The sequence below is a fragment of the Fundicoccus culcitae genome, assembly GCF_024661895.1.
Taxonomy (GTDB): domain Bacteria; phylum Bacillota; class Bacilli; order Lactobacillales; family Aerococcaceae; genus Fundicoccus_A; species Fundicoccus_A culcitae.
In genome coordinates this window covers 2086830-2111012 of the sequence record NZ_CP102453.1, presented here as the reverse complement: position 1 = coordinate 2111012, position 24183 = coordinate 2086830, and the positions used below count along the sequence as shown (strand labels likewise).

Here is a 24183-nt window from a genome sequence, read left to right as displayed (position 1 = left end):
ATCACCTATCTATTCTTGAATTTTGTCCGTCAAGTGCTTCAACGTATAACTATAAATTTTACTACTAATAAACATGGGCAAACTGAACGCAAAGAAAAACCATAAAAAGCCGAGTCGCGGTAAAAAGATAGGGACCAAGAACCAAATCACAAACAGACTAAAGGCTAGCGCAAAAAAGCCTGTATATTTTAAGTCTAAAACAAGACTGCGATTCAGTAACTCCCGCAAAGTCCCCGCTTCCTTGCCCAATGTCATCGCCACGGTCAAGGCGACGATTAAACTAAAAGCCATGGCTAACAATAGCGGAAAACTTGCGACCGTATCACCTAGAACATAAATCAAAACACCCAGGCCGCCAATGACCAAAAACACATATAAGTTAATCAAGCTGCTCACAAGCAAATTCGCTTTGAAATGCTGCCAGAAAAGCTGCCACACCGGTACTTCCTGCTGTTCTTCAATTTCAAACAGGACATGGAAGGCAGCGCTAATCGATCCGAATATTGTGACAATGGGTAAACAAAACAGCAAGGTAATCAAGTTCAAAACCAACAATTGATAAGCCGCCGACAAAAAGCGAAATACCTGCCCGTCTACACTAAAAATTCGATTCATGCACACACCTTCCATTCCTTTTAATAAATATCGCTTATTCTAAGCCTAAACGTTCGCGGTTTTCAGCCATTTTTTCAGAACGTACTTGGACAATGGCCTCCCAGCCATTTTCATCTAAAAATGATTGGTATTCAGCTAATTGTTGTTCAAATACGTCATCGGACGTTGCCCGAATCATCCCAACTAAGTTAGTCGGCCATTGTTTGTCAATAGCTGTTAAATTACGTGCTTCAGGTGTTCCTTGGTCAGGACTGATATTTTCTAAGACAAAGTGTGGATACAATTTACCTAAGCCCCATTCACGTGGTTGGATGAGAGAAGGCGTTTGCGTCGATTCACTGGCATAGGCTTGATATTTATCATGCCCAAAGAAAATAAATTCACTTAAACGGTATTCTGTTTTGTAACGTTCAGAATCATTATCTTTTACTTCTTGTACTTCGGGTAATAATTCGATGGCACCTTCAGCATCATATTGGAAGGTTTCGCCTTCGATACCAAAGTTAGTTAAAATTCCACCATATTCACTTTGTAAGTAAGTGAAGATTTGGATGGCTTTAGCTGGATCTTCTGCTTCTTGACTGATGAAGTTAATCATCCAACCTGAAATGCCACTTTGGTTCAAGGTTGGTTCGTTACCTAAGCTACTTTGTGGTCCATCAATCCCAATGTATTGACCTTCTGGATTAAATGACATCCAGTCTTGTAGGAAACCACTCATTTGTGCCGTACCAGAAGCCATAATGGTTGCGTATTGGCCCGTTTGAACTTTTTCTTCAAAAGCCGTTCCGTCATCAGCAAAACTATCATCGTTGATATTGCCGTCTTGATGTACTTGGTTGAATGTTTCGATCCAACGTAAGTATTCTTCATCTAGGTTACGGTTATAGAAACCACCGTCTTCATCTTCTAAAGGCACACCGATAAAGTCTTGGAAGACATCACCTAATGAACCTGTCCCATCACCAAATGCATTAAAACCAAAAGGGATTAAATCGGGGAATTCATCACTGATGGCTTGCATTGATGCTCTAAATTCTTCGTAAGTACCAAATTCAGGTTCACCTAAGGCTTCGTAAACGTCTTGGCGAATTAAGAAGTTAGTATTGGATGGAATCAAGCCACTTTCATAATCAGCTGCTGTATTTGAATAGTTTGGATAACCATAGGTTTTACCATCATCAAGTTGGAACCAATTAACAGTATCTTCAGCTGCCACTTCATGCCAATAAGGATCATATTGATTAGCTAATTCATCTAATGGATAAGCCCAAGTGGCTGCTCGTTGGGCAACTTGTGAGTTGGCATCAAAAATAGTGACGATATCCGCCATGTCACCACTTGAGAACATGGTATTTAAGTTAGTATCATCCCCTTTAATAAAGTTGATGCGTACATTCAAGTCTTCTTCCATTTGACGTGTAACGGTATCTTCACCCCAAGAATCATTCCACCAATCAGCGTTTACATACCAAGTTAATTCCGTAATTTCTTCTTTTGTGTCTAGTTGCCAAGCAGGTGTTTCAGGGTCTAATGTGTAACGACCATCAACATCTTGGCCTTCGGCAACTTCTTCAGTTGTTTCAGTAGCCGTTGATTCGACGGTGGTTTCGCTACTAGCGGTTTCATTGCCTCCATTACCACAGGCAGCCAGTAATAAAGCGGCCGAACTTAAAACTAACATTAATCTACTCTTTTTCATTCTCTTTCCTCCTAAATTTTTTTCTACTCTTTAACCGCGCCGACCATCATGCCAGAAATAAAGTATTTCTGTAGCATGGGGTAAATCAAAATAATTGGAACAGTTGTAATAACAATCGTGGCTAATTGAACTCCTTTCGTTGTAGTTTGTGCAACAGCTGTACCGATATTTTGGGCACTATTCGTTTGTGATTGAACGATAATTTCATACAAACGCATTTGTAGAGGATATAAAGTCCGATCCGTAATATACAGACGAGCTGTCATAAAATCATTCCATTGGTTAACCCCATTAAATAAAGCAATGGTTGCCAGTGACGGTTTGGATAGAGGTAAAATTATTTGTAAGAAAATACGCCAGTAACCTGCTCCATCGATCATGGCAGATTCTTCTAATGAATCAGGAACACTTCTAAAAAAGTTCATTAAGATAATAACGTCATAGTAACTTAATAAGGCAGGGATAATGTATACCCAGAAACTATTTAAAAGACCGAGTGAACGAATTAATAAGTAGGTAGGAATCATCCCGCCACCAAAGAACATGGTCGTAATTCCCATGGCAGAATATACTTTACGTCCTTTTAAGTACGCCTTACTCATTGGGTAAGCCATCATCGCACAGAAAAAGACATGCGTGACTACCCCAATAACGGTTTTAGCGACTGATATCATAAAGGCGCGTAAGATACTATCGTCTCTTAAAACGGTCCGATAGTTATCTAAAGACAGTTCATCCGGTAGGAAAACAAAATCGCCTTTAGCTAAGGTTTGACCTGTCGCAAACGATGAAATAACAATGTTCCATAAAGGCACCACAATAATTAAGGTAAATGTAATAAGGAGAAAGACATTCACAAAATCGAATATCCGACTATCCCAATCTTGACTCATTCTTTTTCTTTCCATTTGATAGTCCCCTTCCTATAAGACGGATGTATTGTCGTTTAAGCGTTTAGTCATTTGATTTGAAATTAATAATAAAATAACGGATACAATTGAAATACCTAAACCAACCGCCGTCGCATAGGAGAAGTCGCCTTGAGCAATCCCCATATCAAACACATACGAGTTAATTACTTCCGCTCGTGGACGGTTTTGGTTATTCATCAATACCATGGTTTGATCCAAGTTAGAGCCTAATAAACCAGAAATGGTTAAAATCAAGTTCAAACTAATAATGCTTCTTAACATAGGTAAAGTAATCTTAGTGACTTGTTGCATCCGGGTTGCCCCATCGATTTTGGCCGCTTCGTAATAGGTTGGATCAATTTTAGATAAAGTCGCTAAATACAAGATGGTTCCCCAACCGGTATTTTTCCAAATATCCGACAAAACCGCTATCCAATAATAATTATCCGCTGATAATAAATAATTCTGATTACGGATATTAAAGCCTAAACCTGCTAAAATGGTGTTCAATAAGCCTGTCGTTGATAACCAGTTGATTAACATCCCGCCTAAAACAATCCACGATAAGAAATAAGGCATATAGGAAATCGTTTGGACTAACTTCTTGAAGGGACCTTGACGTAATTCAAAAATCATAACAGCCAGAATAATCGGTAAGAAAAAGCCAAGTGCTACTTTTAATAAACTGATCGCCAAAGTATTCACAACTGAATCCCAGAAAAATTTATCCCTTAAAATGATTTCAAAATTATCAAAACCCACCCAAGGAGCTGTTTGCATGGTATCCATAACGGTATAACTTCTAAAAGCAATCGTTAAGCCATAAATCGGTAAAAAATTGAATATAAGCATAAAAATAACGCCGGGCCAAACCATGGTTTGTAATTCCCATTGTTCAAAGAATTTTTTAAACCAACGTTTAATTCTTACAGACCGTTTGGGTTTCACTGCTGCATTCATTCATTGTTCTCCTCTCTCATTGCTGAGTCATTTTCTAACTATTAATTTGTTGATGCAAACGATAAACAGCCCCAATCATACCGGCATCATTTTGTAAATAAGTCGCCTTAATTGGTGCAATTGTTTTACCAATTAAGTAAGCAATACTATTATGCCGCTTGCTATAATGTTCAACTGTTTCACGCAAACGCTCCATAAAGTAAGGATTAGTACTAATAGCACCACCAATTAAGATAAGTTCTGGATCAAAGCTCACATATAAATTCAAAAGGGTAATCGCCACATCGCGATAAAAATTCTTTAAAGCAAAAGCCGCGAAAGGATCACTATCCTCTGTATCGAAAATAATGCGCGCATCATTAATTGGTTCAAAATTTGGATTTTCCGCTAATTTCAATTGGTTATATTGCTGGCACAAGCCTAAAACCACCGCTGCCCGATAGTTAGCTGATGCACTCTCAATATTGCCTTGCGGAGGTAGTTTGTCGATTAACATCCACCCAAACTCGCCCGCCATCCCATGCGCCCCTCTATAAATATCACCGTTAATCACAATGCCTCCACCGACGCCTGTCCCTAAAACCAGGCACACGTAATTATCTCTACCTTGCGCATTCCCAATCCACTTTTCTGCATAAGCAACCGAGTTGGCATCATTTTCGATGACGATGGGATATTTATTATCGGTTTTTTCTAACAAAATATCTCTGAGGGGACAGTCGTCTAGTTCTTTAATCGAACCAGCGGTCAATAAATAACCGTCCTTGCGCACAATACCTGGCATCGAAATGCCGATACCTTGGATGTCTTCCTTGGCTGCCAGTTGGTTAACTAAATCTACCAGTGTATCAATAAAGGCATTCCTTTCTTTAGGTGTTGGGATTGCTTGTTTTTCAATCACTTCACCGGTTGTGGTTAACAAACCATATTTAATGGTGGTTCCACCTACATCAATTCCTATATACATGTCATCTCTCCTCCGCTCTTTGTTGGACCGTTTCGCCGACAACAAAGTGCCCTTCAATGGTTTGGACTTTACCTGGTGTTTGATTGTGAATCATGGCAATTAAGTGTTCAACGGCAAATTTAGCCTGCTCTACAATCGGATTATGAATGCCGGTTAAATTTGGTCGGTGGGGTGAATCTAAATCAAAACCATCAAAACTAACGAGGCTTATTTCTTCCGGAATGCGAATCTTTTGTTGTTTGATGGCTCGATAGGCGCCGATTGCACTCAGATCATTTCCGGCAATGATCGCCGTTGGATAGTCTTTTCTAGCCGTTGTTGTTAAGAACTGTTCGATAACTTGAAAAGCTGGTTCCAACTCAAACTCACCTTTAAAAATATAATTGGGATTCACTTTTAAGTTTGCTTTTTCCATGGCCGTTTTATAACCACGAAAGCGTTCGTTGCTGTCATAAATATCGTCTTTACCTAAAATAAAGCCTATCTTTTGATGCCCTTGTTGAATTAGGTAGTCGGTAACTTCTTTGCCTTTTTGATAAGAGTCAAACACCACACTGCCAATCGTTTCATCTTGAATAATCCGATCAATAAATACCGCTTTAATACGGTTAGTTCTTATGAGTTGGAGTTCCTTATCCGTGATTAAATCTTCAAAACCGATAATTCCATCAACTAAATCGCCTAAAATATTGCGTCTTAACATGCTTTGGTCATTCGATAAAAGAATATTAATCCCATAACCATTTTCTTCCGCTATTTTTGCGATTGACTCCGCTAAAGGATTAAAGTAAGGTCCCGAAATAGAGTTACAAAAGAACCCAATCATTTTGGTTTGACCAGATTGTAATTGTTTTGCACGTAAATTAGGCACATAGTTTAATTGGCTAGCGATTTGTAAGACATGTTGACGCGTCTTAGGTTTAACGACATCAATATCGTTTAAAACATTCGACACCGTCGCAATGGATACATTGGCTTTGCGGGCAATATCTTTAATTGTGGAGCGTTTATTAGTCATAGTTTTTATTTAAACGTTTAAATTTTTATTTAACCGCTTTCCTTTTTTTAATGTAAAATCAGTATATTTTATTCTCAGATTGTAAACAATAGATGAGGGCCATCTTGATGGCGATTTCATAATAATGAGCCCAGACTTCATCGTGGTACACTTTGTACCAAGCGCAAGCTGGGCAAGGGTGTGGGGATATTTATTAAAGGGTTTGGCCGTTAGTGGCGATAACTTGTTGGTACCAGTCAAAGGATTGTTTTTTCGTCCGTTTAAGGGTGCCGTTACCTTGGTTATCTTTGTCGACGTGAATCATGCCGTAACGTTTTTCCATTTCACCCGTACCAAAGCTGACAATATCGATGATGCCCCAAGGGGTGTAGCCCATCAGGTCAACGCCGTCTTCTAGGACGCTCGCTTTCATGGCTTCAATGTGGGCCTTTAAGTAGGCAATGCGATAATCGTCTTTAATTTGTCCGTCGGCTTCGACTTTGTCATACGCCCCAAAACCATTTTCGACAATAAATAAAGGTAAATTATAGCGTTCGTAAATGAGGTTGAGCGTATAACGTAAGCCGACCGGATCGATTTGCCAACCCCAATCACTGGCTTTCACAAATGGGTTACCTAGCATTTTGGTGTTTGGATAGTCATTTGATGGGTGACCGGCCAGGTTGTCAATGGTTGTAACTGTGCCAGACATGTAATAGCTAAAGCCAATGTAGTCAACGGTTCCTTCTTTTAGGGCTGTTAGTTCTGCTTGCGAGTAGTCGATATGGTAGCCTTTGCGTTCCCATTCCTTAAGGATGTAGGCAGGTATTGCGCCACGTGCATGGATATCACTGTAGTAAAAGCGACGATGCATGGTTTTAAGAGCGGCCATTTGATCATCTGGGTTTGCTGAGTATGGATAGATTGGAACATAGGCCATCATGCAGCCAATTTGAAAGTCTGGATTGATTTGGTGACCCAGTTTTACCACTTTAGCACTGGCGATTAATTCGTTTAAGCCGGCTTGATAAATGAGTTCTTCTTTGTTTTCGCCCTCTGTAAAGCGGATGGCGGAGTTGGTCCAAACGTGTAAATCATGTTGACCGTCGGCTTGGTTATTGATTTCGTTAAAGGTCATCCAGTATTTCACTTTATCTTTATATCTGGTCATGACGGTTTCAGCATAGTGGACGAAGAAGTCAATCAACTTTTTGTTTCTAAAGCCACCGTATACTTGGTAAAGGTGATAGGGGATTTCAAAATGGGACAGGGTGATGACGGGTTCAATGTTAGCGGCTATTAGTTCATCGAATAGGTCATCATAAAATTGTAAGCCCGCTTCATTTGGTTCGGTTTCATCGCCTTTGGGGAAAATGCGTGTCCAGTTGATAGATGTTCTAAAGGCTTTTAAGCCTAGTTCTTTAAATAATTGAATATCTTCTTTGTAACGGTGGTAAAAGTCGATCGCTTCGTGGTTGGGGTAATATTTGTCTGCCATCACGCCTTCGGTGATATCGCGGGCTAGCCCGTTAGCACCAGCGGTCATGACGTCAGCAATAGACATACCTTTGCCATCAGCATCCCAGCCGCCTTCAATTTGATGGGCTGCTACAGCGCCACCCCATAAAAAATCTTTGGGTAATTGTTTGCTTTGCATAGTTTCTCACTTCCTTTGTGTTTAAGTATAGGTGGCTTTTTGGGGCATAACAATGGATTGCCTTGATTTAGGTTGAAAACCACTAATCGGAAATAAAAAGCACGCTGGTACAAGATGTACCAACGTGCAGGGTATGTCTATGTATTTGGGTTTAAAAGCAGGGGTATTTATTCGGGTTGGGGTTCTTCGAATTGCAGAACGGCTTCTGAGAGGGATTCGATGAGGAAAATACTAGGGATTTGGCTCGTGATGTCTTCGTAGCGATGCAGGGTGCGGCGTTCCACGCGGTAACTAAGGACGTGCTCGGACATTTTTGCCAGGGTACTTTCGGCGGCACCTGTGATGGCGACGGTTGTGAAGTCGCGTTTGTTCTTGAAGCCGTTGGCTAATTCGAGCAGTTCAGTCGTTGCTCCAGAGACGGACAACATGATGGCCACATTGTTGGATGTGTTTCTGAGTTTAGCGAAAATGGGATAGGTTGGGTCGGTCATCGGGTAGGTGTTGTAGCCTAGGAGGGCAAACCGTCGGGCCGCATATTCACAAATCGCACCTGAAGATCCAATCCCTACGAACACTAGGTTTTCACAATCTCTAATGATGACGGCTACTTGGCGGAGTTTGGCCGCTAAATCGGTTGGGAAATTATCTTTATTTAAGATGTTCAGTCCATCGAGTAAATCGTTGAGTTCCACTTTCGACGTTTGGTAATGTGAGCGGAAATCAGTGAAACTTTCATAGCCTAGTTTGCGAATAAAGCGCATCACCGATGAGGCTGATGTGTGCGATTCATCCGCAATTTCACGTACGCGCATGTAGGGTATTTTGTTGCTATTGCTCGTCATAAAATCGTAAATGTAGCGCTCAGTTTCGGTTAGTTCGTTGAAATCGATATTTCCAAAAAATGACATTTTGAGGTAGCCTCCTTTCGGGATGGTGGGTGGTGGGGTGGCAGGTTGGCGCTGGGGTGGTGGGTGACATGGAAGCTATGGTTAGGCTTGTGAGATTTGTACGGGAAATCGTCTTTGCTTTAATACCATTCACTTGTCGCGTTATAGTTTTTGTGGTTTACTATAATGCGTTTAATAATCGTGTTATGGTTTACTATAAGTATGTGGGAAGTGAAGGGAGGTAAGCTGGAAGTGAGCGAACGTTAAATAAAGCTAATAGGTCACCAAATACCTAATTTCATGACCGAATAGCCTAATTTGTAGTTTATTTAATGGTCACACATTTACCGCTAAGGTTCACGCTCACAACAACTGCCTCAATATGTGTGCGCTCACCGTCACGCTCACAACAAACGCTCCAATATGTGTGCGCTACCTGTCACGCTCACAACAAGCGCCCCAATATGTGAGCGCTACCTGTCACCTCGCATTTACTCCTATAATACATTTGAAACCATTGGTGTGCCGTTCCAAACTTCCAATGACTAGTACCCCTTTTCAAGTTCAATTAGCACTAGTCGCTATTACGCGCAATCCCAGTGGCTCCCTAACCCTAATCCTAATCCTAATCCTAACCCTAATCCCACCTACCGAAACGCGCAATCCCAGTCATGGTCATTCACAATGCCAATGGCTTGCAAATATGAGTAGATTGTGACGCTGCCGATAAATTTAAAGCCGGCTTTCTTTAAGGCGGTGGTTACGGTATCGCTTAAATCGGATTGTGATTTAACTGGCGTATCCTTTTCGCGCATAATCGTTTGACCCTCGCTGAAATGCCAAATAAAGGCATCAAAAGTGCCCCATTCAGCTTGAATTGCCATAAACGCCTTAGCATTGGCGATGGCGGCTTCGATTTTCTTGCGGTGGCGGATAATCGCTGGGTTATTGATTAGACGCTCAACATCATCTGGGCCATAGTTAGCAATAATGGTGTAATCATAATTGTCAAAAGCTTCAGCAAAATTGGCTTCCTTAGACAAGACTAGTTGCCAAGATAAGCCAATGTGGAACATTTCAAGGATGAGCCATTTGTATTGTTGGCGGTCATCGTGTTCCGGTTTGCCCCAGACGGTATCATGGTAAGTGACGTAATAATCGGGTTTGTTGGTTATCCAATCGCAACGTTTCATTATTTTTTCCAGAATGGTTTCTTTTTGGCAGGTTTTTCCGCTTCTTTTTTCTCTTCTAAACTATCTAAGTCAAAGTCATATTGATCAACAGGGTCTTCCCGTTCATCTTCCAAATTGTCTTCGTAAACTAAACCTAAATCTTCCATCGCTTTGTCGATGTCTTTAGTTTGTTTTAATAAAAAATCTTCATCTTTCAATGCCATAATGGCCACTCCCTTTACTAAAATATTTGCAATATGCTGATAATTAAATACACAAGAAACACAAAGTTAATTTCTTTGGTTAAAATCACAAACGCAATATATTCACGAATAATCGCATAAGGCCAAAGATAAAGCGGAGAACTAGAGCCAATATAATTTGCTCTAACCGATTGTCGCCAAGCGAAAAAATTCGCCCGAATCAAATGAAACTTACTGGTAATAATCGAAATCTGTGGCTTGGGGTCCATAGACTCAATGATTTCTTTAATAAAGCTAAAATTTTCATCCGTGTTTTCAGCTTGCGATTCAATAATAATTTGCTCTGTCGGAATCCCGTTAGCAATTAAATATTGCGCCATATAGTCGGCTTCGCTTAAGCGATATTTAGTGGCTTTACCGCCGGTTACAATAAAAGTAATCGGCTCGGTCGACAGGCGGGAATATTTATTATAATAATCGCAGCCTGTATCCAGGCGGCGTTTCAGGGTTTCTAGGATCTCACCGCTTTCGCCGACATCACTACCCAAAATAATGAGTAGATTGCTGGGGTTTTTTGCCGGCCATAAATGAATAACAAAAATAATTAAATAATAACTAATAAATAAGGTCGTGAAATAAAGTGCTAATGTGCTGTATAAACTATAAAAGCTGGTAAAATCGATTGTGCGTATATTAATTAAACCCCAAACCGTATAAACTAGAAACAGCGTCAAACTAATAATCATCGCCATATTAATGAGACGATTCCAAACCGTTTGTTGCTTTTTCTGTAATAAATTATAAATGAGTAGCAGCATAATTAACAGAATAAAGATTGGCATAGCTACGATAATTAGACTGCTAATAATCATTAAAAAATAGCGAACGACAAAAATAGGGGTCCAACTGCTTGACTGGTAAACAGCTAAAATTAAACTGACGATGCCATAAATCGCAAACACGATAGGTTGTAAAAATGGGCGCTGAATATACCAGGCTATGATCGTTAAAATGGCAAATATTGCACTAAAAAGATATAACATCGTCCGCTCCTCTCAGCAATCTTTTGACTCAAACGACTCGTTCACTCACCATGGTAAGCCTGATAAACGTCTTGTTTCCGTAAACCTTGCGTTTTCGCTACCTGTTTAATGGCTTCTTTAGGACTCAGATGATGTTCTTCCATCACCCTTTCAACTTGTTCTTTCAAGGGTAATGCGCTAATGGACGCTGCATCTTCTGCGCGCGCCTTAGCTAACCCTTCAACCAATAGCACAATTTCACCTTTAACCGTATGGTTTTGAAAATACGCATACAACTCTTCCAAGGAGCCTCGTAAATATTCTTCGTATTGCTTACTGATTTCACGGGCAACTACGATTGGCGTATCTAGCCTAAATACCTTGGCCATGGCCGCTAATGTCTGTTTTAGCCGATACGGCGACTCATAAAAAATGGCCGTTTCTTCGCGCTCACCGACCAAGGCTAATAAGGCCTGTTGCTCTTTGGTTTGTCTAGGGAAAAAACCATAGTAGGTAAAGCGCTCCGCCGACAAGCCCGAGGTAATTAAGGCCGTTAAAGCCGCATTGGCACCCGGTAAGCCAACCACCAGCAAATCACGTGATAAAGCCGCTTGTACCAAGGGGTGGCCTGGATCATTAATCAACGGCATCCCCGCATCCGACACCAAGGCGATCGTTTGGCCCGCTGCTAAATTTTCGATATGTCGCTCCACTTCTTCTTGTCGGCTGTGTTCATGGAACGAATACAATTTTGTCGTTATCTCAAAATGATTCAATAATTTAATCGTTTGACGCGTATCTTCCGCCAAAATATAGTCGACTTCCTTCAATAACCTTAACGCACGCAAGGTAATATCCTCTAAATTTCCGATGGGCGTCGGTACCAAATACAAACATCCGCCCGATTGCCGATAACTACTCTGTTTTTGCATCTTGCCCCTCCCCATCCAGATTTTTTTGATTCAAAATAAATACCCCTGTCGCAGTCACTTGCGCGACACCTTCCCGCTTGAGATACGCTTCTTTAGCAGGCCGTTGCAATTGTTTGAAGCGCCATTCGGCTTGCATAGCGGCTTCCTTGGTTGGCCAAGCTTCGGCATAAAGCAGATGGACTGGCCGGCGATGGCTTGCGCGGGTATATTTAGCTCCTTTGCCATCATTATGGGTTTGCAAACGTTTTGTTAAATTATTGGTGTAGCCAGCATATAAACTGTGATCTTGACAATATAAAACATAAAAATAATGCGTGTTATTCTCCAAAATAAATAGCCTTCATTTCCGCGGTATATTGATTATCCGCATCATGCACCACCACCGGGGGTAAAATTTTTACCCCGTGATTGCCCCCGCGATAAATCGCTTCAACGAGGACGCCGTTGGCGTTTTTGTCCGCTTTGGGGTGCACGAAGCGCATCCTATGGATGGAAAAGTGATATTTATTTAGGGTTTGCATAATATCATCGAGGCGGTTGGGTCGGTGGACGAAAAAGAGTTTGCCCCGATCACGCATGATAAGGGCGGCTTTAGCGATCCAATCCTCGAGACTTAAATGAATTTCATGGCGTGCAATGGCGTGCGACGACAAGTGATGGGCTTCTTTGGTGTCTTCCACCAGAAAATAAGGCGGATTGCAAGAAACCACATCATACAAGTGGGCCGGCTTTTGTAATTCTTTAATGTCCATTTGACGAATCGTTATTTGATCGTTCAGTTGATTTAACGTCAGGCTCCGCTGAGCCATATCGACCAAATCGGCTTGGATTTCAAGGCCTTCAATTTTGTTGTCAGTTTTGTGGCTAAGCAACAAGGGGATGACGCCATTTCCGGTGCAAAAGTCTATAATCCGTTGCGGTTTCGTTTTAGCCACCGTTATAAAATCCGCTAACAAAACAGCATCCACCGAGAATGTAAAATAGTCGCGGCTTTGAATGATTTGTAATTGTTCACGTATCAATTCATCAATGCGTTCGTTGGCTTTTAAGGGGACGGTATTAGCTGATGGCATCACGATTTTAAGCTCCTTATTATTCAATGTCATTATCTATTAAGTTAACTATTCGACTTCTAATGAGTCAAGCACAGCTTGGCAAAACATACATTCTTCGCCTTCTTGACGTCGCGAACCGAAATAGGGATGGCAAACATGGATGTTGTCATTATAAAAGGATTGTAGTCGTTCGCGACCATTTTTGGCTTTGACTTCACTGCTTTGGGCAGGCGTGGTCGTTGTTGGATGTTCTTCCTTAGTTGAATCGGTCACCAGTGAGAGCAAAGTATCATTTTGGATGCGTAGACGATTATTTTCTTCATTTAATCGATTAATCATTCGTTTTAATTCGCTCATGGAATCGGTTAATTTGTTCTGTTCGGTTTCAATATGTTGTAGCAGTAGTTGGAGTTCGGATTGTTCCACTAGTGACACACCTCCTTTATATTATTTCCAGTCACATTGGCTGACTGCGATGCCCTCATAAGCTAGTTGTCCACTGACATTAGCCATGACTTGTTGTTTAGCTGTTAATAAGGCTTGGTTCAATTCTAAAACGGATTGAGTACTTGGTTGTTTGCTTTGGATTAAATCATCGAGCCAGGCATAGGCTGTGCGTGCCTCATCCGCATGGGCTGTCGTTTGTTTTTTTAATAAATGATGATTGAGTAACATTAAATAATCTAAGCCATCTTGGGCTTGTTGATTGGATAAAAAAGATTTTAAGTGCGTTTGAACGACGATAAAAGCCTGGGGTTGGCGTTCAATCAGCATTTGATAAAAATAATTAAGCCCTTTAATCCATTGATCAAACGACTCTTCTTGATACCCTTCAATCCAACGATCCAAAGCATCCGTTGCTAATTGAACAATAATATGAGCATGTCTAGGTCTTATGTTGGCTTCTAATAGGCGATTGAGACGCTCCTCGTTTTCGGCTTTAGCAAAATGCCAAACTTGCACCCGCGATTGAATCGTTGGGAGCAATAAATCAATGGCGTTTGTATAAAGAATAATGTAAATGTTATCCAAGGGTTCTTCTAAAAACTTTAATAAAGCATTGGCTGCTGAGGGGTTCATCGTTTCAGCACGACTGATGACCGCGACTTTAAAATCCGATTCAACCGGGCTTTTACTGAGCCAATCTTTTAATTGTCTAATTTGGTCGACGCGGGTCGTTTGCCCATCGGGTTCAAGAACGAATAGGTCCGTATATTGCTGCTTACTAATCCGTTCGCAAAAGCTACAAGCCTGACAAGGTTGGCCTTCCTCGTCGAAATGAGGACAGGCCAACCCTTGGACAAGATATGTAGTCACTGCGACTTTTTGATCAAAAGCTTCACCTGTAAAGGCATAAGCATGGGCAAGCTGGTTACTGGCAATCAATTCGTTGACATGTTGTTTAATTTGATCAACACTCGCTTGCATAAGAGTCACACATTAGAAACGATAAAATTGATCAATCGGCAAGACAAAGACCGTTGCGCCACCAACTTCTACCTTAACAGGGTAAGAAGCAGAGACATCTAAGCTGACATCCAAATTCACAGGTGAAGACACATATTGGGCTCTCGCCTTGGAAGACTGTTTAATAATATCCAATACTTCATCAACACGATTTTCTTCAATACCTACTAAGAAAGTTGTATTTCCAGCCCGTAAAAAACCACCGGTTGAACTTAATTTGGTCGCACGCACATTGGACTCATAAAAAGCGTTACTTAGGACATTTTGATCTTGGTCTTGAACAATAGCAATAATTAATTTCATGATAATTCCTCCTCGTTTAAATCATCTTATGTGTTTCTAACACTTGAATACAATCATCAACAACAGTATCGATATCTTGCGTCCCATCAATTAAAATCATACGTTCTTCTTCTTTTTCAAAGCTTAAGAAAGCTTGGCGAACCATATTGTGAAAAGCCAGTCCTTCTTGATCCAGCCGGTCAAACTGACGATTGTCTTTAGCAGCATAAATACGTTTCAAACCTACTTCAGCAGGCACATCAATTAACAAAGTCAAATCAGGTAAATAATCTTGAATAGCAAAACGATTAATAGCCCAAATTTCATCGGTGGGAATATTCCGGGCAATGCCTTGATACGCCAACGAACTATCAATAAAACGATCGCAAATAACTAACTTACCCGCTTCTAAGGCAGGGATTATTTTTTCCACTAAATGTTGGCGTCTTGCTGCTGCGTACAAAAGAGCTTCCGTCCGAGCATCCATGGCTGTGTTGTTAACGTCTAAAATCACCTCGCGAATCTGTTCTGAAATCGCACTCCCACCAGGTTCTCTAGTAACAAATAATTCTATCATCCCGCGTGCGGTTAATTTTTCAACTAATTTTTTAATAACGGTTGTTTTTCCGGCTCCATCTGGGCCTTCTATCGTAATAAATTTGCCTGACTGCATGCTATATCCTTTCAAACCTCTCAGTTAAATTTCTCTTCTTCCTTCAATGGCGCGGTATAAAGTCATCTCATCCGCATATTCAATGTCACTACCTACGGACAAACCGTGTGCTAAACGGGTTACCTTTATCCCAGCCGGTTTTAAAAGCCGAGCCAGATACATGGCAGTCGCTTCCCCTTCAGCCGTTGCATTGGTTGCAATAATAACTTCTTGAATGGTTTCATCATGCAAACGATTAATCAACGCAGGCACATTTAAGTCCTCTGGTCCTACACCTTCCATAGGTGACAGCACCCCGTTTAAGACATGATACAAGCCATGATATTCTTGCATACGCTCTAGTGACATAACGTCCCGTGCATCTTCAACAACTAAAACCATCGATTGGTCACGACTTTCATCTTGGCAAATTTGACACGGATTGGTATCCGATATATTGCCACAAATCTCGCAGACCGTTAAATCACGTTTAACATTGACTAAGGCTTGGGCAAATTCAGTGACATCTGTTTCAGGCATATCAATCACATAAAACGCTAAACGTGCAGCTGTTTTTGCTCCAATGCCGGGTAACTTGGTAAAACTATTAATTAATTTTGCGATTGGCGCAGGATACTGCATTCTTCAACGCTTCTTTCTTTGGGTGATATTTATTAGGGGGTTAAAACGGTAGATTCATACCTTGGGTGTATTTGCCCAAGCGTTTTTCGGTCGTTTCATCCACTTGCTGAATCGCATCATTCACGGTTGCAATAATTAAATCTTGTAACATCTCAATATCGTCAGGATCGACTAAATCGGGTGCAATTTCTAATTCAACGATTTCTTTTTTACCGGTCATTTTTACTGTAATCAGTTGATTAGTATCACTCGCTTCAAAAACAGATGCTTCAATTTCTGCTTGTTCTTTCTGCATATCCTTTTGCATTTTTTGGACTTTCTGCATCATCCCTTGCATATTTCCCATATTTCCCATTCCACGCATCGTACAAATCGCTCCTTCAAATAAATAATTCTGCTTTTCACTTTTGTATCTTTTTCTATACTCTATCATAACATTTATGGGCATTTCACTCAAATAAGTCTCTTTGGTTGGTTGGTAAGTTGTGAGGCTTACCGATCATAATAAATCGTCACATTTTCAGCCCCAAAAAGCTGTTGAGCTTGGCTAATCACTTCAGGTATTTCTTCCACCGCATAGTTGGTGGCTTCATCAAAATTGGATGGGTCAACATCCATGTCAGCAAAATCCATGCTATCGTCAGGATTTACTGGAGGTTCGGGTAAGTCACCATACGGGTCTTGTTGATCGGCCGGCTCATCATTAGTTGGCGTTTGTACAGCTTCATTGACTTTGGGTAGCAAATCAGCCATGGATGGCATTTCCGGCTGCTTGGTAGCTGTTGGTTTAGGCTTGTCAGATACCTCGGTCTCTTCCTCTTCCAACTTAATCGGAATAGGTTGCCCATTGTTTTGTTGGCGCAAAATTTTATAATTTTGTCGGGTTCGTGCCCATTCCGTTTCCAACATGACTTCAACTTGATAAGCTTGGCCAGTAAGTGCTTCTAATAGTTCTTGGAGGCGGGCTTGTAGGTCTGTGTTATTTTGGAAATTGGCTGCAAATTGTTCATTTTCAAAGCTGATTAACACATGCGTAGGACTGGCTGCATTTACTTTAGTCCCAGCTAATTTGGCTCGTTCAATCGGGGCAATCTGATTTAAGACATTCGTCCACTCTGCTTTTATGGTTTGAATATCTCTGCGTGTGGCCTCATTTAAAATTTGATACACATGGTTTAGGCGCAAGGCGTAGCGCACATTGTTTCGCTGAGGGCGTTGACGAGGGGTTAACTCCACCTCTTGCGCTGTTTCCTGATATTTATTTTCATTAGCGGTGTTTTCATTAAGCGGCGCTACCTTCGGGGTTGGCTGCGACTGCTGGGCCGCAGTAATCCTTTGGTCTTGACCCTTCAATTGGGTTTGGATAAAGGCAATTTGCTCCTCCAACTCCGCCACGCGGTCTTGTAAGGCTTGAACATTTGGTGTGGATGGCTGCGGGCTGTTCGTCGGCTGATCCTCATCTTGTGCTAACTGTATCGTGGCCACTTCCAAATAAATATCGGGCTGATTTGAAAAGCGCATTTGGTTTTGGGCGTGGTTAAGCTGATCAATCATGCGGTAATAGTAGTCTGCCGGAATTTGATTGCGGATGGTATCCAACTCTTCTTGCGTTAACAAGGTGTGATTGGTTTTGGAAAACTGGGTTAGCAACATATCTCGACTAAATAAAATCAACTCTTCAATAAAACGACTGGCTTGCTTGCCTTTTTGCAATTGCTCTTCCACAATCATAATTGCCTGACTACTATCATGTTGATAAATCGCTAAAATATAGTCGACAAAAGTTTGTTGGTTAAGACTTCCCGATACTTGCAAAGCTGTTTGGGTACTAACTCGTTGCTGATTATATGAAATCGATTGATCAAGAAGACTCAAACTGTCACGCATCCCACCATTGGAGGCGCGCGCGATAATGGCTAGGGCTTCATCATCATAATCGATTTCATCACTCTCTAAAATAAAGGCCATGCGGTCAATAAGGTCTTTGTTTTGGATGCGCTGAAAGTCAAACCGTTGCGTCCGTGAAATAATGGTCGCTGGAATTTTATGGGGTTCCGTTGTAGCTAACACAAAAATCACTTGCTCAGGCGGCTCTTCCAAGGTCTTTAGCAAGGCATTGAACGCCGCGGTTGTCAGCATATGCACTTCATCAATGATGTAGACTTTATAATCCGCTTGGGTTGGCGCATAGCGAACTTTATCACGGAGGTCACGAATCTCTTCGACCCCGTTATTACTGGCCGCGTCAATTTCAATCACATCACTCAGTTGCCCTTGCGTAATGGCTTGGCAAATCTCGCATTCATTACATGGGTTTCCATCGGTTTGGTTGGGACAATTAACGGCTTTGGCTAAAATTTTAGCCGCACTGGTTTTCCCTGTCCCTCTAGGTCCAGTGAATAAATAAGCATGGCTGAGTTGTTGGTTTTTTACGGCATTTTTAAGTGTTTCGGCAATCATATCTTGGCCAACCATTTCATCAAAGGTTTGTGGTCGCCACACCCGATACAGAGCTTGATAACTCATGCTTATTCACTTCCTTTCTTGTTTCTCTGCTTAATATTATAACGAACAATAGAGCCACATGCTATGAAGAAATATTTCTGTTTTCACTTAAGGCCAAATTTAAGTAAAAGTTTATTTCTGAGAATATTTATTTAAATAAATATCACCGCCTAGGCGTGAGCAAAAACTTGATTTAGATCAAGGTAGGATGATTAAAGGGGACGTATACTTTAAGTAGAATAAATAAAGGAGCGATTTAAATGAGTCAAAATAAAACACCGCAAGAATTATTAGCCCAAGAACAAGCCTACAAAGAACATATCCATCACACCAAAATTAACGCTGCCGCTATTATCGACCATATTTTAGGGAACATTCATACACTACACGTGAAACTCCATCAATATCACTGGTATGTTAAAGGACCTCAATTCTATACTTTGCATGAAAAATTTGAAGCGTTATATGATGCCAATGAAGCTGCTTTCGATAGTTTGGCCGAATTATTGATAGCTTCTGGGTTTAAACCCGCTTCAACGACAGCTGAGTTAGTTAATTATTCCATGTTAAAAGAAGATGCTGCCGATAAATATTTATCTGCTGAAGAAATGGTGGCTAATATTGTTGAAGACTTAAGAAGCACGCGCGAGTTAACCATCCGAGCGATTAGTCTAGCAGCCGAAGAAGGCAACGCCGCTTTAGAAGACGGTTTAATTAACTACAAGGCTAGCTTAGATAAAAACATTTGGATGCTACAAGCCTTCCTTGGCCAAGATCCTTTTGATGGCGACGACAATGTTGACGAAGATGACGAATAGATAATTAAGTAGGGTTAGGGTTTAAGTTTAGGGTTTCAATGAAGGCGGATATTGGCAAGCAGAAGCTGGCTTATATCCGCCTTTTTGGTGGGTTTAATCGTGGGGTTGGGGGCTGTGGGTAGGGGCGCTGAGTCTTCGAGGGCTGAAAGTTGTGGGTGGTGGCGCGCTTTTGGTTTGGAGACTCATCCGATTGTGAGTGGGAAGTGACAGACCGTCTATCAATGCTCATCTAAGTTATTGTCACATGGAAATATCTGAGTGACAATAACATTTTCTCATTTTCCACTTACTTTTACCCAGATTTTGGTCAGAATCAAGTTAATCTGTCTTTTGCTCCTTGAGCAGATGACAGATTAGAGCTATTCTGTCTTTTGCTACTCGAGCAGATGACAGATTAGCTTTATTCGGTCATGAAATTAGGTGTTTGATGACCGACTCGCTTTACATAACGTCCGCTCACTTCCCGCATACATCTGTATCTGGTCACTGCTATCTGAGCAATGACCCGAATAACTATTTGCCTAATAATTATTGGGGATTTCCTCCATAGGTGGGCTATCATAGACTGATGGTTACATACTCCGATGACACGGATTGGAGCGCTACCATTTCAAAGCCTTATCCGAGTGCGCCTAAACACCTGCGCTACCCATTCAAGCTTCTTCCCATCCGCCATCCGCATACCCTTTGTCGCGCAAGCTACCAACCTACCGACCAAAAGCCCGGCAGTCTCCTGCCGGGCTTAAAGTGTTGCAGAGGTATTTATTAAAGGTGGATGTTAAAGATGAACCAATTGTCTTCTAAGTAACAGTCGTACGTTAGGTTGTAGTGTGTTAGGAATGTTGCGACGATATAGAGACCAAGCCCACTACCTGATAATTCTGAGTCGTCATCATTGTCAAAACTGACAAATGGTTCTAATATGCGATTCATGTCTAGCTGCAAATTGTTTTGGACGGTATTGCGAAAAACGATGGTTTGATCACGGTGTTCAATCACAATTTCTCCACCATTCGGCACATATTTAACCGCGTTACTCAGCAAGTTAGATACAATTTTTTTAGCTGCGGATAATGATAAGTTTGCATAAATGGGGGTATCATCTTTTGTCAAACTAATCATTTTATCCGATATCATATACTCATACTCAGCTAGAACCTCTGTGATAACTTCTGTGATATTGATAGGTTCTAATGATTTGATATCTTCTACTTTTGATAAGGCTAAGACTTCATTGATAAGTTTGTTCATTGCTTCCATTTTCGAATACAACATCGTCAATAATTCTTTATCCGATTCGGATGCCTCAATGGCATTTTTGGATTGAGTCATCATAATCATTAATGGTGTTTTTAACTCATGAATTGAACCTCGCATAAATAACAAGCGATCATTTTCAAAACGCTTCACGACGTCGATTTCATTTTGCAGTTGCTCTAATGTTTGGCGTAAACGCTCGTACATCACAATGATATTGACTTTAAGTTGTTCAATCTCATCGCCTTCAAACGCTTCTTGTGGCGGTTCATAAGTTAAGGTAGCCATTTCTTCCAACATCAGCTGAATACCTTTGATGCGTTTTCTGAAGTACAAGGAATAGAGTAGTGATACAATCGTCGCGACAATCAGACTAATGACCGCAAACAAAGGTAAAATGGTTTCAAACATTGACCGCATATCACTTGTTCCAAACGAAATAGGATAATAAACTAATAATTCAGCGTTATTTATTGGAATGTTTTCAATCAAGGTCGTGCTCTTGTCCAAAGATTGGATAAGCGGTCCCCGATTGGTGTTAATCTGATAAAAAAGATGCGATTCTGTTTCTGATGCATCTACAATAATTCCAGGGATTGGATATTTCAAATAAATATCATTGTTAATAATCATAAATGAAAAGCCTCTTTGTTCATAATCAAAGAGTACTTCGTTAATAAACGTCTCATCCAGTGTATCTGTATCTTCAACTTGTAAACGTATCTCTTCCACCGAATTTGTAAAAGCATTAAGCTGAGAATTATAAATGAACTGATTCGCAAACAGGGAAAAGACCACCAAAAAAAGCATTGCACTAACAATAATCGCTGTAGCTGTTAAGAACCAAATACGCCAAAATAATGATTGTTTCATAGATTTTCTTTTCCTATCTTATAACCAATGGATTTCACTGTTTTTATGAGTTCAGGATAGATTTTCTTACGGATGTTTTTAATATGCACATCAATATTGCGTACATCTCCAAAATAATCATAACCCCATAAAATCGTCAATATTTCCTCCCGCGAAAAAACGCGACCTGGGTGACTCACCATTAAATGGACGATTTCAAACTCTTTGGCTGTTAAATCAACTAGAGAATCTTGATAATATAATTCATAGTTTTCAGGAATTAGTTTTAGGTTAGGTGTTTCAATAATCTTCGGTGCAACTTGATACACCCTCCTTAATACAGCATTAATCTTATGCTCAAGAATAGTTATCGAAAATGGTTTCACCACATAATCGTCCACTTTTTGATTAAACGCACTGATTTGTATCAACTCATCATTTAAAGCACTGATTACGATAATCGGAACATCGCTCTTTTTGCGAATCTCAATCAAACATTCCTGCCCCGATTTTTTCGGCAGCATCATGTCCAGTAAAACCAAATGGAAGGTCTGGCTGTCAAATAAATTCATGGCCGTCTCCCCATCATGCGCAATTGTCACAACATACCCAACCTTCTCCAGCGAGTCCGCAATATACTGACTAATCAACGCATCATCCTCAATACATAAAATATGATACTCCACCCAATCAACCCCTTTCTTGAAAATCTTAATAAATACCACTTTATTTACTTAGTTTACTACTTTCAGTGACTAAAAAAAAGATGATGAAAAATCATCATCTTTCTAACAGTACTTCTTTTGGTTTCAGTTTCAGCACTTGACCCATCGGTATGATAGTCGCAACAACAATGGTTGTCATACTAATGGTTAGAAACGTTACTACATACATAGAATCCAATTCAATTTCGTAAGCATCAATAATCTCATCGGTACTAATGGTTAGTGATGCGTTATTAAATGACATCCCCCCTCGTTGGGGTCCTTGTACAACATTTTCCTGTGTGGTTACTTCATTTTGAATCAGTGTATCTGCAACATTTTTTGAAAGCATATTACCCGTAAAGACGGATAAAACGAGCGCAACAATGGCTACAACACAAATCTCAACAAAAACTTGTGCGATAATTTTCCACGTTCTTTCTCCGATTGCCATATAAATCCCAAACTCACGTTTACGATCACGTAAGGATAAAATAATAAATAAACTCAATATTAAAATAGCTGCTATACAAGCGACCCAAAGTACCATGACGGACATGGATTTTAAGGAAAGAATGGGTGATGCCACAGAATCATAAGCATCGGTTGACAGCACTAGCTTATAATTTTCTGGTACTAGTGGCTCAATATCTGCTTGGAATGCGTCTAATTCATCCGCACTTTTTAATAAATACGTTGGAGTGACACCGGTCGTTCTAGCAATATAGGTATCGTCAAATTCCAAAGAAACGTCATTAGTAAAATCCAGCTCAGCTTTTACAACACCATTAGTTGTTAATATAGTATTTAATGACATTGATGCAATATAGTCTTCAATACTAGCCGTTCCATTTTCACTGGTTGATGAACTTGTATTTTCATAAATTCCAATCACTTCGAGTGTCACATCATGACTATCCAACAGTTGAAGGTCTTGGGTTGTATTTTGCATCCCAGCTGCTCTACCGGCTTCCATATCAAATGTTTGCGGTTCATAAACTTCATTGGTTAAGGTAATGATATCACCAACTACTATATCATTAAGGTCTGCTACTTGTTGAGAAATCATCGCAACAGCGGATCCAGCATCTAATTCTTCTTGGGTGGGAAAACGTCCATCTTCTAACGTTTTGTTGCCTTCTTGAAAGTCTACTGTTTCCCCAAGAAGCGATCCTTCTAAAATAAAGGCGTCATTTATTCCGCGTCCGGCTACGAACCCACCTTCTTCAGCATCAGCTTCTATCGTATAAGTATCCAGTGAATCCGATGTTAAGTTCGTTGAATAAGAGTAATCATAAGACGCCACACTCTCATGTTGCCCAATTTCATCAGCTAAGCTTTCGGATATGGGTTCAATATCTTGAAATATCCCTGCCTGCATCATGGATTCCATATCAATTTCCAAGGTAGCAATACTACCTAAGCGTTCCTTGGTATATGCTTCAACATTCATCGATGCTTGGTAAATGGCAACGGAACCAGCGATAATATTTCCTAACACAAAAACAATGAGAAATAAAATGAGTGATTTTGATTTGCGCCTTGTCACACTACACATCGCTCGCTGAAAAAAATTCATCTAGTCGGCAACCTCCCATTCATCAAGAAGATTCTCTTCAATCACTGGCTCTTTTTCTTCAACTATTTCTACCGTTTCTTCAACTCCCGAAGTACTTTCAACCTCGGTTTCTTGGGGAAATTTATTAGGCAGACTGTACAAGAATAATATGATTCCGACCACTAAATATTTCAAGCCGCCTTCCACAAAGTAATTCACTACAATTGAAATATTTTCACTTACAATAAATCCCTCTGCGACAATTGATTGGATATAGACATAGCTTTCCCAAGCTGTCCATAAGCTGTATACCATAATAAGGATTGATATACCCATTAGTATTTTTTTACGTGAACTGTCAGTCAT

26 protein-coding genes are annotated in these 24183 nt (G+C 40.5%); 1 reads left to right on the top strand and 25 read right to left on the bottom strand.

Annotation, left to right across the window (positions count from 1 at the left end):
• Positions 1-9 precede the first annotated feature (9 nt).
• From NRE15_RS09595 to dnaX, 21 genes are all read right to left on the bottom strand, one after another.
• Positions 10-615, bottom strand: a complete 606-nt coding sequence (locus NRE15_RS09595; protein ID WP_313792659.1) for a YesL family protein — start codon at positions 613-615, stop codon at positions 10-12.
• 34 nt (positions 616-649) lie between these two features.
• Positions 650-2317 carry a type 2 periplasmic-binding domain-containing protein gene (locus tag NRE15_RS09590; RefSeq protein WP_313792658.1) on the bottom strand — a complete coding sequence of 556 codons (1668 nt, stop codon included), beginning with the start codon at positions 2315-2317 and terminating at the stop codon, positions 650-652.
• A 23-nt stretch (positions 2318-2340) separates the two neighbouring features.
• A complete protein-coding gene (locus tag NRE15_RS09585) occupies positions 2341-3225 on the bottom strand; it encodes a carbohydrate ABC transporter permease (protein WP_390887133.1) in 885 nt (294 codons plus the stop codon).
• Between the two features lie 15 nt (positions 3226-3240).
• Positions 3241-4188, bottom strand: a complete 948-nt coding sequence (locus tag NRE15_RS09580) for an ABC transporter permease (RefSeq protein WP_313792657.1) — start codon at positions 4186-4188, stop codon at positions 3241-3243.
• Between the two features lie 34 nt (positions 4189-4222).
• The gene (locus tag NRE15_RS09575; protein ID WP_313792656.1) at positions 4223-5155 is read right to left on the bottom strand and encodes an ROK family protein; all 933 of its coding nucleotides are present in this window, start codon (positions 5153-5155) and stop codon (positions 4223-4225) included.
• Between the two features lies 1 nt (position 5156).
• Positions 5157-6173, bottom strand: coding sequence for a LacI family DNA-binding transcriptional regulator (locus NRE15_RS09570; protein ID WP_313792655.1), 1017 nt, complete (start codon positions 6171-6173; stop codon positions 5157-5159).
• 193 nt (positions 6174-6366) lie between these two features.
• Positions 6367-7809 carry a 6-phospho-beta-glucosidase gene (locus NRE15_RS09565; RefSeq protein ID WP_313792654.1) on the bottom strand — a complete coding sequence of 481 codons (1443 nt, stop codon included), beginning with the start codon at positions 7807-7809 and terminating at the stop codon, positions 6367-6369.
• Positions 7810-7976: 167 nt separating this feature from the next.
• Entirely contained in the window at positions 7977-8717 is a 741-nt protein-coding gene (locus NRE15_RS09560) for a MurR/RpiR family transcriptional regulator (protein ID WP_313792653.1), read from the bottom strand.
• A 626-nt stretch (positions 8718-9343) separates the two neighbouring features.
• Entirely contained in the window at positions 9344-9889 is a 546-nt protein-coding gene (locus NRE15_RS09555; RefSeq protein ID WP_313792652.1) for a DNA-3-methyladenine glycosylase I, read from the bottom strand.
• A complete protein-coding gene (locus tag NRE15_RS09550; RefSeq protein WP_313792651.1) occupies positions 9889-10092 on the bottom strand; it encodes a hypothetical protein in 204 nt (67 codons plus the stop codon). Before NRE15_RS09550 ends, NRE15_RS09555 begins: the two co-directional genes overlap by 1 nt.
• Before the next feature lie 17 nt (positions 10093-10109).
• Entirely contained in the window at positions 10110-11114 is a 1005-nt protein-coding gene (locus NRE15_RS09545) for a YdcF family protein (protein ID WP_313792650.1), read from the bottom strand.
• 41 nt (positions 11115-11155) lie between these two features.
• Positions 11156-12025, bottom strand: coding sequence for a 16S rRNA (cytidine(1402)-2'-O)-methyltransferase (gene rsmI / locus NRE15_RS09540; protein WP_313792649.1), 870 nt, complete (start codon positions 12023-12025; stop codon positions 11156-11158).
• Positions 12009-12353 (bottom strand): GIY-YIG nuclease family protein, encoded by a 345-nt coding sequence (locus tag NRE15_RS09535; protein ID WP_313792648.1) that lies wholly within the window; start codon positions 12351-12353, stop codon positions 12009-12011. The genes rsmI and NRE15_RS09535 overlap by 17 nt, the downstream gene beginning before the upstream one ends.
• On the bottom strand, positions 12343-13098 hold the full coding sequence (locus NRE15_RS09530) for a tRNA1(Val) (adenine(37)-N6)-methyltransferase (RefSeq protein ID WP_313794985.1): 756 nt from the start codon (positions 13096-13098) through the stop codon (positions 12343-12345). The genes NRE15_RS09535 and NRE15_RS09530 overlap by 11 nt, the downstream gene beginning before the upstream one ends.
• Positions 13099-13146: 48 nt before the next feature.
• Positions 13147-13506 carry an initiation control protein YabA gene (locus NRE15_RS09525; RefSeq protein ID WP_313792647.1) on the bottom strand — a complete coding sequence of 120 codons (360 nt, stop codon included), beginning with the start codon at positions 13504-13506 and terminating at the stop codon, positions 13147-13149.
• Between the two features lie 21 nt (positions 13507-13527).
• Entirely contained in the window at positions 13528-14508 is a 981-nt protein-coding gene (locus NRE15_RS09520) for a hypothetical protein (protein WP_313792646.1), read from the bottom strand.
• Positions 14509-14520: 12 nt separating this feature from the next.
• Complete coding sequence (locus NRE15_RS09515; RefSeq protein ID WP_313792645.1) at positions 14521-14850, bottom strand: cyclic-di-AMP receptor; 330 nt, start codon at positions 14848-14850, stop codon at positions 14521-14523.
• 16 nt (positions 14851-14866) lie between these two features.
• Positions 14867-15502: a dTMP kinase gene (tmk, locus tag NRE15_RS09510; protein WP_313792644.1), complete on the bottom strand. Its 636-nt coding sequence runs from the start codon at positions 15500-15502 to the stop codon at positions 14867-14869.
• A gap of 24 nt (positions 15503-15526) precedes the next feature.
• Complete coding sequence (gene recR / locus NRE15_RS09505) at positions 15527-16123, bottom strand: recombination mediator RecR (protein ID WP_313792643.1); 597 nt, start codon at positions 16121-16123, stop codon at positions 15527-15529.
• Between the two features lie 40 nt (positions 16124-16163).
• Complete coding sequence (locus NRE15_RS09500; RefSeq protein ID WP_313792642.1) at positions 16164-16487, bottom strand: YbaB/EbfC family nucleoid-associated protein; 324 nt, start codon at positions 16485-16487, stop codon at positions 16164-16166.
• A 128-nt stretch (positions 16488-16615) separates the two neighbouring features.
• A complete protein-coding gene (dnaX, locus tag NRE15_RS09495; RefSeq protein WP_313792641.1) occupies positions 16616-18649 on the bottom strand; it encodes a DNA polymerase III subunit gamma/tau in 2034 nt (677 codons plus the stop codon).
• Between the two features lie 239 nt (positions 18650-18888).
• Between dnaX and NRE15_RS09490 the strand changes: the two genes are divergently transcribed.
• Positions 18889-19446: a Dps family protein gene (locus tag NRE15_RS09490; RefSeq protein WP_313792640.1), complete on the top strand. Its 558-nt coding sequence runs from the start codon at positions 18889-18891 to the stop codon at positions 19444-19446.
• A gap of 765 nt (positions 19447-20211) precedes the next feature.
• Here NRE15_RS09490 and NRE15_RS09485 read toward each other — a convergent pair.
• The 4 genes from NRE15_RS09485 to NRE15_RS09470 form a co-directional block, all read right to left on the bottom strand.
• Entirely contained in the window at positions 20212-21576 is a 1365-nt protein-coding gene (locus NRE15_RS09485) for a sensor histidine kinase (protein ID WP_313792639.1), read from the bottom strand.
• Positions 21573-22241 (bottom strand): response regulator transcription factor, encoded by a 669-nt coding sequence (locus NRE15_RS09480; RefSeq protein ID WP_313792638.1) that lies wholly within the window; start codon positions 22239-22241, stop codon positions 21573-21575. Before NRE15_RS09480 ends, NRE15_RS09485 begins: the two co-directional genes overlap by 4 nt.
• 94 nt (positions 22242-22335) lie before the next feature.
• Positions 22336-23838 carry an FtsX-like permease family protein gene (locus NRE15_RS09475; RefSeq protein ID WP_313792637.1) on the bottom strand — a complete coding sequence of 501 codons (1503 nt, stop codon included), beginning with the start codon at positions 23836-23838 and terminating at the stop codon, positions 22336-22338.
• Positions 23839-24183, bottom strand: a complete 345-nt coding sequence (locus NRE15_RS09470) for a hypothetical protein (RefSeq protein ID WP_313792636.1) — start codon at positions 24181-24183, stop codon at positions 23839-23841. It lies immediately after the preceding gene.

Coding starts and splice junctions, on each gene's coding strand:
- NRE15_RS09595 (WP_313792659.1), bottom strand. CDS start 615: ATGAATCGAATTTTTAGTGTAGACGGGCAGGTATTTCGCTTTTTGTCG.
- NRE15_RS09590 (WP_313792658.1), bottom strand. CDS start 2,317: ATGAAAAAGAGTAGATTAATGTTAGTTTTAAGTTCGGCCGCTTTATTA.
- NRE15_RS09585 (WP_390887133.1), bottom strand. CDS start 3,225: ATGGAAAGAAAAAGAATGAGTCAAGATTGGGATAGTCGGATATTCGAT.
- NRE15_RS09580 (WP_313792657.1), bottom strand. CDS start 4,188: ATGAATGCAGCAGTGAAACCCAAACGGTCTGTAAGAATTAAACGTTGG.
- NRE15_RS09575 (WP_313792656.1), bottom strand. CDS start 5,155: ATGTATATAGGAATTGATGTAGGTGGAACCACCATTAAATATGGTTTG.
- NRE15_RS09570 (WP_313792655.1), bottom strand. CDS start 6,173: ATGACTAATAAACGCTCCACAATTAAAGATATTGCCCGCAAAGCCAAT.
- NRE15_RS09565 (WP_313792654.1), bottom strand. CDS start 7,809: ATGCAAAGCAAACAATTACCCAAAGATTTTTTATGGGGTGGCGCTGTA.
- NRE15_RS09560 (WP_313792653.1), bottom strand. CDS start 8,717: ATGTCATTTTTTGGAAATATCGATTTCAACGAACTAACCGAAACTGAG.
- NRE15_RS09555 (WP_313792652.1), bottom strand. CDS start 9,889: ATGAAACGTTGCGATTGGATAACCAACAAACCCGATTATTACGTCACT.
- NRE15_RS09550 (WP_313792651.1), bottom strand. CDS start 10,092: ATGGCATTGAAAGATGAAGATTTTTTATTAAAACAAACTAAAGACATC.
- NRE15_RS09545 (WP_313792650.1), bottom strand. CDS start 11,114: ATGTTATATCTTTTTAGTGCAATATTTGCCATTTTAACGATCATAGCC.
- rsmI (WP_313792649.1), bottom strand. CDS start 12,025: ATGCAAAAACAGAGTAGTTATCGGCAATCGGGCGGATGTTTGTATTTG.
- NRE15_RS09530 (WP_313794985.1), bottom strand. CDS start 13,098: ATGCCATCAGCTAATACCGTCCCCTTAAAAGCCAACGAACGCATTGAT.
- NRE15_RS09520 (WP_313792646.1), bottom strand. CDS start 14,508: ATGCAAGCGAGTGTTGATCAAATTAAACAACATGTCAACGAATTGATT.
- NRE15_RS09515 (WP_313792645.1), bottom strand. CDS start 14,850: ATGAAATTAATTATTGCTATTGTTCAAGACCAAGATCAAAATGTCCTA.
- tmk (WP_313792644.1), bottom strand. CDS start 15,502: ATGCAGTCAGGCAAATTTATTACGATAGAAGGCCCAGATGGAGCCGGA.
- recR (WP_313792643.1), bottom strand. CDS start 16,123: ATGCAGTATCCTGCGCCAATCGCAAAATTAATTAATAGTTTTACCAAG.
- NRE15_RS09500 (WP_313792642.1), bottom strand. CDS start 16,487: ATGCGTGGAATGGGAAATATGGGAAATATGCAAGGGATGATGCAGAAA.
- dnaX (WP_313792641.1), bottom strand. CDS start 18,649: ATGAGTTATCAAGCTCTGTATCGGGTGTGGCGACCACAAACCTTTGAT.
- NRE15_RS09490 (WP_313792640.1), top strand. CDS start 18,889: ATGAGTCAAAATAAAACACCGCAAGAATTATTAGCCCAAGAACAAGCC.
- NRE15_RS09485 (WP_313792639.1), bottom strand. CDS start 21,576: ATGAAACAATCATTATTTTGGCGTATTTGGTTCTTAACAGCTACAGCG.
- NRE15_RS09475 (WP_313792637.1), bottom strand. CDS start 23,838: ATGAATTTTTTTCAGCGAGCGATGTGTAGTGTGACAAGGCGCAAATCA.
- NRE15_RS09470 (WP_313792636.1), bottom strand. CDS start 24,183: ATGACTGACAGTTCACGTAAAAAAATACTAATGGGTATATCAATCCTT.